The organism is Candidatus Zixiibacteriota bacterium, assembly GCA_020853795.1.
GTDB lineage: Bacteria > Zixibacteria > MSB-5A5 > CAIYYT01 > CAIYYT01 > JADJGC01.
Map to the genome: position 1 here is coordinate 1 of JADYYF010000035.1, position 14,059 is coordinate 14,059.

General features: G+C 59.3%; 9 protein-coding genes. 3 read left to right on the forward strand and 6 right to left on the reverse strand.

Translation table 11 applies throughout. From position 1 onward, the window contains the following. Both IT585_02180 and IT585_02185 read left to right on the forward strand, forming a co-directional pair. A partial coding sequence (locus IT585_02180) for a hypothetical protein (GenBank protein MCC6962038.1) occupies positions 1-872 on the forward strand: 872 nt, incomplete at its 5' end. Between the two features lie 129 nt (positions 873-1,001). Beyond that, positions 1,002-2,300: an efflux RND transporter periplasmic adaptor subunit gene (locus tag IT585_02185; GenBank protein ID MCC6962039.1), complete on the forward strand. Its 1,299-nt coding sequence runs from the start codon at positions 1,002-1,004 to the stop codon at positions 2,298-2,300. 288 nt (positions 2,301-2,588) lie between these two features. Here the strand turns inward: IT585_02185 and IT585_02190 are convergent, their stop codons facing one another. The 5 genes from IT585_02190 to IT585_02210 form a co-directional block, all read right to left on the reverse strand. Continuing rightward, positions 2,589-3,725, reverse strand: coding sequence for a saccharopine dehydrogenase NADP-binding domain-containing protein (locus IT585_02190; GenBank protein ID MCC6962040.1), 1,137 nt, complete (start codon positions 3,723-3,725; stop codon positions 2,589-2,591). Positions 3,726-4,148: 423 nt separating this feature from the next. Beyond that, on the reverse strand, positions 4,149-6,824 hold the full coding sequence (locus IT585_02195) for a zinc-dependent metalloprotease (GenBank protein MCC6962041.1): 2,676 nt from the start codon (positions 6,822-6,824) through the stop codon (positions 4,149-4,151). Positions 6,825-7,074: 250 nt separating this feature from the next. Beyond that, complete coding sequence (locus tag IT585_02200) at positions 7,075-7,983, reverse strand: hypothetical protein (protein MCC6962042.1); 909 nt, start codon at positions 7,981-7,983, stop codon at positions 7,075-7,077. A 29-nt stretch (positions 7,984-8,012) separates the two neighbouring features. Further along, a complete protein-coding gene (gene mutM / locus IT585_02205; protein ID MCC6962043.1) occupies positions 8,013-8,819 on the reverse strand; it encodes a bifunctional DNA-formamidopyrimidine glycosylase/DNA-(apurinic or apyrimidinic site) lyase in 807 nt (268 codons plus the stop codon). A gap of 3 nt (positions 8,820-8,822) precedes the next feature. Continuing rightward, the gene (locus IT585_02210) at positions 8,823-9,593 is read right to left on the reverse strand and encodes a class I SAM-dependent methyltransferase (protein ID MCC6962044.1); all 771 of its coding nucleotides are present in this window, start codon (positions 9,591-9,593) and stop codon (positions 8,823-8,825) included. A 67-nt stretch (positions 9,594-9,660) separates the two neighbouring features. Between IT585_02210 and IT585_02215 the strand changes: the two genes are divergently transcribed. Next, positions 9,661-11,835, forward strand: a complete 2,175-nt coding sequence (locus IT585_02215) for a UvrD-helicase domain-containing protein (GenBank protein ID MCC6962045.1) — start codon at positions 9,661-9,663, stop codon at positions 11,833-11,835. 375 nt (positions 11,836-12,210) lie between these two features. Here the strand turns inward: IT585_02215 and IT585_02220 are convergent. Beyond that, positions 12,211-14,059: hypothetical protein (locus IT585_02220; GenBank protein MCC6962046.1), on the reverse strand; the 1,849-nt coding region annotated here is incomplete at its 5' end.

Genomic DNA, 14,059 nt, shown 5'->3' on the forward strand with positions numbered 1-14,059 from the left:
AGGTGGCGCGCGGTGTGCTGAACAAGTGGGTGTTCTGGGTGTACATGAATTCGTACGGCATCACCACGCCGCGGGTTTTCGGGCTGTTCGACCCGGAGTTCGGGTACACGCCGGAGCGGGAGCCGCTGCGCAGCGTGGAAGATTTTCGGCGGGTGATTGATCGGAACAATCTGACGGAATTTGTGATCAAGCCCGCGTCGGGGGCGAAGGGGTTTGATGTGACGGTGATAGTCGAGCGGCGCGGCGACACGTTTATCGCCGGTGACGGGCGCGAGTATGATTTTGCGGGTATTCGCGAGATCTGCCTGAAGGCGTTCCGGTCGGGGCAGCCGCTGGAGCGCGAGGGGATTGTTTTGCAGGAGCGCGTGCACCAGCACGACATGCTCAGCCGCATCAACCCGCACTGCACGAATACGATGCGGGTCGTGACATTTGTCAATAACCAAGGGGAGATCGAGATTCTGATGACACTGATGAAATTCGGACGCGGACGGGCGATGGTGGACAATGTCAAGCAAGGAGCGTTCCTGGTCGATGTCGCGGAGGATGGGACGCTGGGACCGGGGATGATTGAGCATCCGGGGCGTATCGAGTGGCTGGAGAAGCACCCGGATACCGGCGCGCAGATTGTCGGGGAGAAGCTCCCATTCTACCATGAGGCGATTGCGCTGGCGAGGGCGGCGCAGCGCCGATTGCCACAGTTGCGATCGCTGGGCTTTGACACGGCGATCACGAATCAGGGGCCAACGATTATCGAGGGCAATGCCTGGTGGAGTGCGTATCCGCAGTTGCCGATGCGCCGAGGGCTGATCTCGGAAGGGATGCGGGAAGTGCTCGATCAGATCATGCCGCGCAATAACCGCCAGCGCTGACGGAGATTACCCAAGCGAAAAATCTTCACAATTTGCCGACCGCAAGCGGCGGAAATTTGTTATTGTCTAAGGGTTGGGAGGCGGACAACTATTTTCGGCAGGGCCGGAAGAGGGACGTATAAGCTACGTATGAAGAAAGTTTTCCTGATCGCGATAGTTCTGGCGGTCGTTGCCGGCGGCGCCTACTTCGTTTTTGGTTACGGCAAGAAGGACAACACGGCCGCAGCTGTTACGTCCAAGCCGGTGCTACCGATTCGCGGCGAATTGAAGGTATCGATCACCTCGACCGGCAAGGTAGAGCCGGTCAAGACGGTTGACGTCAAGTCGAAAGCTTCGGGCGAGATCACGAAGTTATTCTATGAAGCGGGGGAGTACGTCAACGCCGGCGACTTGCTGGCCACGATCGACAAGGAACAGGTGCAGTACAGCTACGACAAGGCGGTGGCCGATCTTGAGGTCGCGAAGGTGTCGCTGGAAACCAACGAGCGCGAGTTCAACCGGCAGAAGGAATTGTTCGACAAGGGGATGATTTCGGAAGCCGACATTGACGCCGCCAAGATGAGTCTCGAACAGGCGCGGGCGACCTTGGTACGCACCAAGGCGGCCGCCTCCGACGCCAAGAAGCAGCTGGATGATACCGTGATTCGCGCACCGATTTCGGGTTTGATCATCGCGCGCAATGTGGAGGAAGGCAATATCATCGCGTCGGGGATTTCGAATGTCTCCGGCGGTACGCTACTGATGCAGATTGCGCAGGTGGATTCGGTGTTTATTGTGGCCTCGGTGGATGAAACCGATATCGGGAAGGTCGAGCTGGGACAAAAAGTTGAGGTCGAGGCGGATGCATATCCAGACAAGAAGTTCCACGGCGAAGTGCTGAAGATCGCGCCGATGGCGCAGGTGCAGCAGAACGTGACGGTGTTCGAGGTCACGACGAAGGTTGACAATGCGGAACGCAAGCTGAAGACCGGCATGAACGCGAGCATCGAGATCATCACGGCGTTTGCGGAAAACGCGCTGCTGGTACCGAATGCGGCGGTGAAGGACCCGAAGAAGATGCCGGGTGCCGGCGGCGAGGTAATGGCCGGCGGCGGACAGGGTCAGCGCCAGCCGGGCCAGCAGGCTCCGACGGCGGGGGCTGATCCGCAGATGGCGGCGCGGTTTGGAAACCGCTTCCAGGAGGGCGAGCGCGCGGGCAAGGATACCAAGCTGGTGTTTGTGGTAACCAACGGCCAGGTAACGCCGAAGCGGGTGGTGGTCGGCGCGGCCAATTTGGATTACACGCAGATTTTGGAGGGGCTGGCTGAGAGCGATTCGGTGGATGTGACGCCGTTTTCGCAGATGATGCAGGATCGGCAGGCGTGGCGCGAGCGGATGGCCTCAAGAATGGGCGGGATGCCGGGAATGCCGGGGGGCGGACGGCGATAGATTTGCCGGAAATAATGGGAATGGCTGAAGGGCACGCGATAGCGTGCCCTTTGTGCTTGGGGGCTGAGGAACGATGGTCGTTGTCCGTGCAAGCGATTCGAGGCGGTGTCCGTTCTTCTGCAGCAAAGGTGGACAGATTGCTTCGTCGCGGTGAAAGAAGAGCAAGTGCGAGAGGGTCGTTCGCTCCTCGCAATGACAACCCCAGGTGCGCAGGCTGATCGCGGGCTCGGGAGGCTTTCTGAACTTCCGCCGTGGGGCCGAGGTCGTGCCGGTTGGTCGAGTTGGCCGCTACTTCACATCGATTTTGACACCGATGCCGCGCTGATCGAGGAGCTGCAGGAAGCGCTGGGAGTCGATGCCAAGTTCGGAGCGGAGGGTGCCGCGCAGGGTGATGGCGCCCTCGGCGATCATTTGCGCGACGATGCCGACCGAATAGGCCGTGGTGCGCTGCATCGCCGAATGGCCGGTGGTCTTGTCGAGATAATCTTCGATGTAGTACGAGACCTTCTGCGTGCGGCCGTTCTTCTTGCCGATCGCTTCGACGTAGACGAGCACGACATCGGGGGCGTTCTTCGGCAGGCGGCGGTAGAGGCAATGGCGCAGCACCTGATCGGGGCTAATCTTGACGCCGTCGATGTCGAACTTGTGCTCATCGGCCAGTCCCAGGTCAAACAGCAAGTTGATCTTCTCGAAGTGACCGACGTAGCGAATCGTCTTGTAGTCGAGCGTCTGGATTTTGCCTTCGAAGGTATAGGGCAAGGTGGAGGCGCCGCCGGAAGTGTGGTAGGCCTCGAGCTGCGGGAAGTTCGGCGGGAAGGAGAGGCTTTCGCCTTCGGTGAGACTCTGCAGTTTGGTGAGTCTTCCCTGCCGCAACGCGACGGTGGGTTCGCGATATTCGTTGAGGAGGCCTTCAGGCGAGAAGAAGATCGCGTAATTGAGGGGCGGTGTCGGATTTTGCGGGAGACCGCCGACGCGGAGCTTAAGAGTGTCGACTTCGTCGAATTTGGCGACAGCATCGGCGGCCAGAATGGAGGCCATGCCGGGCGCGAGACCGCAGTCGGGGATTATGGTGACGCCGGCGGCGGTGGCTTTGTCGGAGAGAGCGAATTGCGCCTCGACGACGGAGTTATTGCCGCCCATATCGACGAAGTGGGTCTTGGTGGCGACGGCCATTTCGGTCAGGACGGCATTGAGCTTGTAGCTGGCGGCACCGCAGGCGATATCGGCGGCTTGGAAGAAGGGCCGGATGAAGGCGGGATCACTAATGTCACCGAGCTGTTTTTCGACGTTGCGGCCTTCGATTTTGGCCAGGCGGTCGGGGTCAATGTCAAGAACGATAACGCGTTCCGGGCGCGCGAATTTGAGCAGGTCATAAACCAGGGCTTGCGCCTGAATTCCGGCGCCGCAGACAAGAAAGGTTGGCATTTAAGGGCTCCTTCGGGGCGAAATTCGTTGCCGCAATGTAACAAAAAGCGGGGTTGGGGGGCAAGATCGTGGAGGGGTGGAAACACAGATTTTGGCGGAAAAAATCTTGCTTATTCAAGAAATGGGGTGTATAATACTTTCGAGGTACGCCTCAGTTGTGTATCGACAGGGGAAGCGCTTGACTGATTCCATTGGGTGTATCAGTGAAGTAGGAGAGGACTGCTTCCCCTTGTTGTTTTGTAGCCAGCCGTCAAGACGATTCCCGAAAAACCAGAAGTTCGGCAGCCCATGGCGATGTTGCTATTGGTCATGGCCAATGACGCAATTGTGGGCGCCGCCATCAATTCGGCGAAAGCGAACGGGCGGGTCGAATGACCCGCCCGTGATGTTTGCGGACTGACTTGCGACGATTGTCGCGATCGCTTACAGCTTCAGATCGAGGCTGGCATCGAGCGCGGCGTTGATTGTCGCAAGGGATTCTTCCAGATGACCGCGCGTGATCGTATCGAGCGATCCGGCGTTGAGCGCATTGCCGATGGCGGTGCGCAGAGTACGCAGATCGACACGAGCGAGGGTGACGGCGTCATCCGGGAAGCCCATGTTCCGATCAGTAACCATCGCGACCAGGCGATCGAGGTGCGAGCGCTGGAGGTTGCGGCGGTAGCTGTTGATATTGCGATTGGCAGTAACCTCCGACCAAATCGCGCGGCGGACATCCTGGAAGATGTCGGTCATGGTGTAGACGTCGCCGCCAGTTCCGACCAGCCGTTCCATGTCGCCGACGCGGGCGAGGGTGATCGGGTTGTAGATGTAGTTCAGGGGCGTCGACTGGACGGCCTTAACCTGCTGGAGGAGCGGGTAGTCGAGGCGCGTCATCTCGTAAACCGACCAATTGAAATCGGGCATGCGCTCCGGCTGCAGTTTTTGCAGCAGGCGCGGGCTGAACTGGAAGGCATCGGCGCTCCAGACGTTATCGATGATGAACTTCATGGCCTCACGCTGCTGGGCGGCTGGGATCGGGGTAAAGGGAAGTTTGCCGCCGGAATCGCCGACGCGGGCACGGCTGTTTTCGATACCACCGATGAAGCGGGCCATTTGGGCGGCACCGCCGGTGAAGCCGCCCCAGCCGTACTGGAAGACCGAGCGCAGCTTCTGGTAGTTGTTACCCGGCTTTTCGAACTCGGATTCCACCTTCGACCAGATTTCCTTGCCGAGCGCGACGCGCATCTTCCAATATTCGAGCGGATCGGCGCCGAGGTCAAACTGGGTGGCATAGGGATCGATGGCGCGCGTCGAGTTGCCGAAGCAGTCCTCGTCGGTAGCATAGACGAGTTTCGGATCGCCTGCCTGGGAGGCCAGCTTGCGCAGTTCCGCTCCCTCCTGATCGGGGGAGACATTGCCAAAATCCTTGTAGCCGTACTCGATCGCCCACAGGTCGTAGGGACCGGGCTTGGTCGTGTAGAAGTCCGGCTGCTTCATGCCGTCCGGCACGAGGTTCGGCGGCGCATATTCCATAACCGTGCTGACCACGCCGTTTTGCTCGACGAAGTTGACATCGGTCTGTTGCGCGCGCGGGAAGACCGTCGAGGCTTTGAAGTTGTGGCGCAGGCCGAGGCAGTGGCCAACTTCGTGCGCGACCAACTCAGTGATGTACTCGTTGACATACTTCTTGGTCAATTCGCTCTTGCCGTCCAGGGTATTGCGCAGGGCGAGCACAGCCATCCCTTCGGCGGCCACTTTGGCTGATTTCGGACCGTAGTCGCAGATTTCGCCGAAGTGGTTGTGATTCCAGACGTCATCGCCCGGGTTGCGGGGGAAATCCTCGGACTCGGATTGGCCGAAGGCCAGCGGTTCGAGGAATTTCTCGGCGTAAGTGAACATGCCGCGGACGAAATCGGCACTGATGCGGACGTCGGCATCATAGATTTGACCGGTAAAGGGATTGGCGCGGGACGGGCCGACAGCGTAACCGGCGCCCGGCGAGACGAACCAGCGGACGGTGCTGAAGCGCACATCGGCCGGGTCCCAGTCGGCGGTATCGGGCATTTCCTTCGCGATAATGGCGTTCTTGAATCCGGCCTTTTCGAAGGCACCCTGCCAGAATTCGATACCGGCCTTGACCGCGGCACGGTATTCGACGGGCGTGGTGTTTTCGATCCAGAAGACGATCGGCTCGACCGGCTCGGAGACGGCGGCGGCCGGGTCTTTCTTCTTCAGTTGCCAGCGGTTGATATAACGGATGTAGGCCTGATCCTGATCCAGCGAGGTGTAGTCCTGGTGCTGGGTCATGAAATAGCCGACACGCTCATCAGCAACGCGCGGGCGGAAGTCGCTTTCCGGAATTGTCGAGAGTGAATAGTGATAGGTCAACAGCATGCTATAAGGGGACGCCGCGGTTTCGGCGTCGCTGGGCTGATTGGTCGCATAGTGCAGGACGACATCAAGCTCGGAATTTTGTGGAAACGACTTGATCGTCCCGAAGAAGCTATTGCCCTTGTCAAAGCGATGACCGGTGCGGCCCTGCTGGCCGAGGAAGTAGCCGACATTGGGGACGTCCTGAACGAAGATTTCGGTCGGATCGATCAGGAAGGCGCCGGCGGTATCGGGATTGGACAAGATCTTGGTACTGCCATAGATCGAGTAGGAGATCGAGCGTCCGATGGCACGGGCCATCGGTGCGGTAGAGTCGGCGCGGATGCGCAGATTGGCCACGAGGAACTGCAGTTGATCGCCAATACGGCGCAATTCGAACGGGAAGTACCCGGTCTGGGCGCCGGCGTCGAAGTAGGAGCCATCGCCGGCGGAGCGGGTCATGTTGCAGAGGAACAGCTTGTTGAGCTGGTCCTTCTTGACCGCCATCAGGACCTTGTTTTCATCCTTGTCGAAGTAGAAGTCGAACAGACCGGGGATCTTGTTGAACCCCTTGGAGACTTCGCCGAAAGGTTTGAGTTTGGGTTTCTTGGCTTCGGCGGCTTCGGGTTTCTTCTTTTCCTTAGCGGCAGCTTTAGTATGCCAGTACCGGGCTTCGGCGCTGTTGGCGACCAGGAGGGTCGCAAGCGCCAGAGCCAGCAGCACCAGCAGCGTCGGTGAACGGCGCATAGCGGGTCCTCCTCTGGGACATGTTAGGGGTTTATCAAGACAGAGAGATGTCGCAAAATTCAGGAATGAGCGATGCTTCACGCGATGAATACTCAGTAAGCACTTACATTTATTAACTTAGTAAAATTACGGCAGCTTGTCAAAGGAAACCTGAAGTTCCGGCAGCGGGCGTAATTCTCCACTCGAATAGTACGGGCAGCCGCGGCGATTGTTCAAGATTTCTTGCGCCGTCGGAGTCGCGAACACCACTTCAGTTGATCTGGTCGAGGTTATAGGATTCGATCGACTGGCTCGGCACCTTGCGGCCGTCGGCGGCAGTGATGGTCGCGATCGAGCGTGCCTGCCAGCGGGCGCGCACGATCTGGCCGGTATCGAGGGCGATCCAGAGTTCGCCCACCAATGCCAGCGTGCCCTCGCCGATCAAGTCGGCGGCAGTCTTTGTGACAGCGAGGTTGGCGCGTATGGGGGAGGTTGAGGGGAGCAGCTTGACGACGGCACAGGGGCGTCCCTTGTAGGATGAGATGCTGCCGAGTTCGAAGGTGAGGGGCGAAAACGAGATCTTGTGTTCCCGGATGACATTGGCCAAGGACTGGCGGAAGGGCGCGGGAATGGTCAGCGTCGCGGAGTCGCCGATTTTGGTTAGTTGACGGGCCAAGGAGAAGCGGGCTTGCTCCCAGAGCCGAAGGTAATTGAAGTGGAGCAGGAATTCGAGACCCTCGACGGTGACCTGCGGCTCGGTGATGGATACGCCGATGTCGAGATCGCCGTTTTTCGTGCGGATGGTCCGGTCAAAACTCCAGGGGAACGTATACCCGTCGAATTGCGGTGCAATCTGGCATTCGCGTTCCTTCTCATCCGTTCGGCGGCTGGTGCCGATGGCGAAGGAGTCGATCGTTACCTGGTAACGAATTCCCGCTTCCGGAGTGTTGGCCATACAGACCTGGGAGAAGGCCAAGTAGTCCGTCGTCAGAGAATTAATGGATCCGTCATCGTTGAGCCGGGCGATTTCATAGGTTAAGAGGTATTTCTGCAAATCGCTCTTTTTGGCGCGGGGGGCGAGGTTGACGGTTTCCTTAACGGCTTGCGGGATGACCGACTGCGCGGCGAGAGCGGTGCAGAGCAGCAGAACGATGGCGGCGGTGGAGTTAACGATCTTCACAAGCGATATCTTTCCTCGAATTTGGGACCTTAACGTTTCTGGCACTTCGGACAATAATGGGTTCCGCGGCCGGCGGCACGCATTTTCTTGATGATTCCGCGGCAACGGCGGCAGCGTCCGCCCTCCCGGTTATACACCTGAAGGTAGCGCGCGAACTCACCGGGATTGCCGTTGACGCCGCTATAGCTATCGAACGTTGTGCCCATCTTCTTGATCGCCAGCCGCATGAGGCGGCGGATGGCGATCGCCAGCGCGTCGGCCTGCGGACGCGAGAGCTTGCCGGCGGGACGCAGCGGATGGATGCGGCAGCGGTAGAGCGCCTCGTCGGCATAGATATTCCCTACTCCGGCGACGGCGGATTGATCCAGCAGCAGCGCCTTGATCGGGCGGGCGCGTCCACGAAGGAGTTCATGCAGTTGCCTGCCAGTGATTTCGGTGGCCTCGATGCCAAGGGACGAGTAGCCGTCGTGACGCTTTTCGTCGAGGAATTCGACGACGCCGAATTTGCGCGTGTCGTGGAAGACCAGGTGTTCCGGCGCGCTGACGAATTCCAATTCCAGATGATCGTGTTTGCCGCGACGGGCAGTGCGCGTTTCAAAGAGCACCCGGCCGGTCATACGCAGATGGATCAGCAGGTTTCGCCCCGAGTGAAGGCGGGCGATGATGTACTTGCCGCGGCGGTGGAAATCCAAGAAGCGATCACCGGCGAGGTCGCGCAGGTGCGGCTCTCGTCGACGCAAATGCGCAGCGGCATGGAGCACACGGTTGATCGTGAGCCCGCGCACCTGCGCGTTGAGCCCACGGACGACGGTTTCGACTTCGGGGAGTTCGGGCATGGATCAGGCGCGCTCGAAGACGAGGATCAGGTTTTCCGATTGGCGCGGTTGGTAGGGCGCGAGAGCGGCGTTGCCGAAAGTCGCTGCGAGACGGAAACCGGCGGTGGCGGCCATGCGAGTGATTTCCGCTTTCGACCAGAAGCGTAGCCGGGTCGTGGTGATTTTGGTGGCGGCAAGGCGGCCGGCATCGAGAGCGTGGATCATCATGTGAAAGTCCCACAGAACACCGCGGCGAACGTAGAACGGCGCAAAAAGGGTGGTGCCTCCGGCCAGCGTGGGGCTGAGGAAATGTATCGATTTTCGCGCCAGGAGGGCGGGATTGACGGTTTGGATCGCGAAACGACCGCCGGGGCTGAGTCGTCGGCGCACAGCGGCAAAGAGTCGATTCAGGTCGCCCTGAGTGTGCAGATGCGGGAGGGTGTTCCCCAGCAGCAGGCAGAGATCGAAAGGCGGGGGAGACAGCCTCGGGAGCTTGCGCAAGTCGGCGCGGTGGAAGCGGACCAGCCGGTGCCGGTGCTGACGCTTGGCCATGGCGAGCATGGCAGCGGAGTTGTCGATGCCGAGATAGCGAATGCCGGCGGCGGCGAAGTAATCGCTGTGGCCGCCATCACCGCAGCCGAGATCGAGGACAGCGGCGGGGCGCGAATCTCGAGTCAGCAGGTCGAGCAACGGCTGTTCCTTACCGAGGCGATTGCTCCAATTGACTTTGAGATGATAGACCGGCGCGAGATCATCGTAGAATGACTCGCGGTGCTGCGATTGGCGTTTCGACACGATGGTTACGGCTCCAATCCAAAGTTTCGCTTGAGATCACTGCCCGGCCCAGTATATTGGCAACCCCATGAGCGGTCAAGATCGAATCCTGGAAGGGCTGAATGCCCCACAGCGTGCGGCGGTGCTGCACGTCGACGGCCCGTTGCTCGTATTGGCGGGCGCCGGCTCGGGCAAGACGCGGGTGTTGACCTCGCGGGTGGCCAACTTGCTGGCGGGCGGCCACGCCGCGCCGGAACAGATCCTGGCGGTGACCTTTACGAACAAGGCTGCGGGCGAGATGAAGGCGCGGATCGAGAAGCTGACCAATGTCGACCAGCGGCGGATGCAGGTTTCGACGTTTCATTCGTTCTCGTCGCTGATGCTGCGCTTCTACGGGGAGCGGATCGGTATCCGGCGCAGTTTCACGATTTATGATGAAGAAGATGCGATGAGCGTCGTCAAGGCGTCAGTGCAGGAGCTGGGGTTGGATACCAAGACTGCCGCACCGGCGATGATTCGCAACCGGATCAGCGACGCCAAGGCGCAGTTGGTCGATGCCGCGAAGTTTCAGACGATGGCGGGAAATTTCATCGCCGAACGGGTAGCCAAGGTATACGAGCTGTACCAGCGCAAGCTGCAGTCGGCCAACGCGGTTGATTTTGATGACTTGCTTTTCTACACGGTGAAGCTGCTGCGGGAGGATCAAGAAATTCGCACGCGGCTACAACAGAAGTATCGCTATCTGCTGATTGACGAGTACCAGGACACGAATCACGCGCAGTACGTGATGGCCAAGCTGCTGACCAACGAGAAGCACAATATCTTCGCGGTCGGCGACGAGGACCAGTCGATCTACGGGTGGCGCGGGGCAAACATCAGCAACATCCTGAATTTTGAGAACGACTTCCCTAACTGCAAGGTGATCCGGCTGGAGCAGAATTACCGCTCGACGCAGACGATTTTGAAGGCGGCCTCCGATGTCGTGGCCAACAACCGGCGGCGCAAAGGCAAGACGCTGTTCTCAGTCGGCGACAAGGGGGAGCCACTGACGCTGCTGATTGTCGACAGCGATCGCGACGAGGGGGAAAAAGTCGCCGAACGAATCGAGGAGTTGGTGACGGCGAACGTCCCGCGCAAGGAGATCGCGATTTTGTATCGCACCAACGCCCAATCGCGCGTGCTGGAGGAATCGCTGAAGCGGCGGTTCATTCCCTATCGCATCGTCGGCGGCGTGCGTTTTTACCAGCGCAAAGAAATCAAGGATATGCTGGCGTACATGAGGCTGATCGAAAACCCGAAGGACGATGTCAGCTTCAAGCGCATCATCAATTATCCGAAGCGCGGGCTGGGCGACACGACGGTGGCGACGCTGGAGGCGCTGGCACGCGAGCGCAACGGATCGCTTTTCGAGTTGCTCGCGGACAAGAGCGCACTGCAGGAATTGAGCAAGGCGGTTTCGGCGAAGCTGGCACGCTTCGGCGAATTGCTGGCCTATTTGAAAGAGATGAGTCGGACGATGCCGCTGGAGCCGCTGGTGAACTTGATCGCCGACAAGACCGGCATCGCGCAGGATTTGAAGGAGCAGGATCCGGCCGGCGTCGAGGGACGCGCGGACAACGTGGCGGAATTGGCGGCCTCGGCGGGGGACTACGGTGCGGAGAATCCGGAGGCACGGTTGGCGGAGTTCCTGCAGGAGATATCGCTTTACACCGACATCGACAATTGGGATCGCGAGGCGGATGCGGTGACGTTGATGACGCTGCACGCGGCGAAGGGGTTGGAGTTTGAGGCGGTGTTTATTACAGGAATGGAAGAGGGACTGTTTCCGCTGGCGCGTGCATCGGAGAATCCGGACGATCTGGAAGAAGAGCGGCGGCTGTTCTATGTCGGCATGACGCGGGCGAAGAAGCATCTAACGATTTGTTATGCGCTGATGCGGTCGCGGTTTGGGGAGCGGCAGACGTTGCGTAGCCGCTTCGTGGACGAGATTCCCGATGACGTCGTGCATACGGAACGGTTCACGATGCTTGATTCGTCCGGTCGGGTGAGTACCGATTATTTGTGGGATGCGCCGACGACGGTCGCCGACGAATTCGATGCCCTGCGAATCGGGGCGGTGGTGGCGCATGCGCGCTGGGGCGAGGGGACGATTGTCACGCGCTCGGGCAGCGGCGATGCGACGGAAGTGGAAGTGCGGTTCAATTACGCGGGCACGAAGAAGCTGCTGGCGCGGTATGCGAACTTGAAGGTCATAATTCGATAGGGTGCGGTGTCAGGACAATAAGCCTTCACCGCCGGCCCCTCTCCGAGAAGGAGAAGTGCGAGATCGAAGCGGAGATACACTGTTTCGTTGCGGTGGCGGGTGGAGGAACATGGAAGGACACACCCCGTCTCGAGCCCGCTTGATGGGCGACAGGAGAGGAATCGGGACTGGGGGTGGAATGCAACTGGTAGAGATGCTGATTGGGCGGGCTCGAGCCACCCCTCTTGATAGAGGGGAATGACTCTCTGGCGGTGGATGTGCAAGCTGGGAGTTGGCGGCGATCGCCGTGCGGGTCAAGGGCTGAGATGGAGGACGGCGGGGCTCGAAGCCAAGGCGCAGCATCGGGATTTGTAGATTGTTCCTGCCTAGCTGATACTACTTCACCAGCACCATCCGCCGATTCTTCACATAGTCAATACCTGAGACTTGCAGCGAGTAGAGGTAGACGCCGGAGGATGCATCGTTGCCGCCGCGATCGCGGCCATCCCAATACGCAACGTGCCTTCCGGGGGGCTGCGGCTCGTCGACGAGCGTGCGGACCTCCTGGCCGAGAATATTGTAGATGATCAAACGCACCGACGCCGGTTGTGCGCCGATGTTGGGCAGATTGTAAACAATAGCGGTTGCCGCATTGAAGGGGTTGGGGTAGTTCTGTTCGAGTTCGATGGATTGGGGGAGCGGCAACTCCGGCTCGTCGCCCACGGCCGTACCCACAAAATAAACCTCGTTGGCTGGTTGGGAGACCAGGCCGTTGCTGTCGACCGCCACGATCGTGTAGCGCGCCCCCAGTCCCGGATCGAAGGTGGAATCGTTCCAGACTAAGATCGAAAGGTCATCCGGCGTCCGGCGCAGCAGAGTGTCGCTGTCGAGAGGGAAATAGCAGGCGACATGCGCCGAATCGAGACTGATTGCGCCGGTTGTCGATTTGAACAGCACATACTGCCGCAAGTCCGATTCGCTGTTCTTCTGCCACTGCAACGTCGCGCCATTCGAGCGGGCGCTGCCGGTAAACTCTGCCGGGGTCGCCGGAGGAAGGTCCTGGTAGACATAGAACTGCCCGGCGCTGCCGCCGAAGGGGCCGATGTCGGAGCGGCTGCCGTCGAGATCGAGGATGTCGGGTCGCCCGGCATCGATGCAGGGTGAGCCGGCCTGCAGCAGATAGCCGAGGGTGTCGACGAACATCGGATCGCGACAAAGATTCGAGTCGATCACCGAGATCGTCGTGTCGGTCTCGTGGTAGTAGCTCTCGCAATAGAACGAGTCGTACGGGTGAAAATCCAGCGAGTTGAACACTACGTGCGGGTAGGGGGACTCGAGCCAGAAGGCGTTGTGATCGATTGTGTAGGTGAAGGGGGGCGTACCCTGGTACTCATTGTCGTGCCGTACCTTAACTCCGATTTGCTCACCGATGAAGATGTTGTTGTAGACCTGCACGTTCCGATAGAGTCGGATATCGACACAGGAGATGTCCTCGGGCGCTACTGGTTCAGTGCAATTGCCCTCAAAGAGGTTATTCCGAACAATCGCCTCCTCTGTGACGAGAGAGATATACGGCAAGAATGCTCGCTTCGTCGGATAAGGCTCCAAATCGTTATTGAGGAAGAGATTGTTCTCGATGACGACGGGCTGGGTCGAGAGTGCGACATAGATGTGCGTATGATAACCCATGAAGATGTTATTGGAGAATTCAAACTCACCCCCACGGAAGGGCCAGTCGATGTAGACGCTGTAAGTGTCCAAGATATCATGCCAATCTGCAATGAACGTGTTGTTCATGAACCGCCCATTGCCGCTTCCCCAGCCGACGTGGATCGCGTCGGAGGCATCGGAGAACCCACAATTGATGAAAGCGCAATTCTTAACATCGAGAAAAGCGGCTGAAGATAAGACAGCTCCCTCGTACTGAAAGAACCTACAACGTTCTACGCTGAGAGCGAATGCGGAAGCAGAAAAGTGGATCGCGATCGGGTAAGGTGAGGCCGGTTGTGAGGTAAACATCATGTCGGAGATGCTTAGATTGCCGTCTTCACAGCGGATCTGCACAGTCGGTGTGCCGCTATTGCGCAATTCGGTCGAGTCCAACCCTGCCCCGATCAAGGTCAACCCGCCGTTGAGCACAATAGTCTGCGGATCAGTATAGACTCCTGCCGCGACCCGGATCGTATCGCCCGGAGCAGCATATTGAGCCGCAAGGGAGATGCGAAAGGTAGCTGTCTCCCAGGAT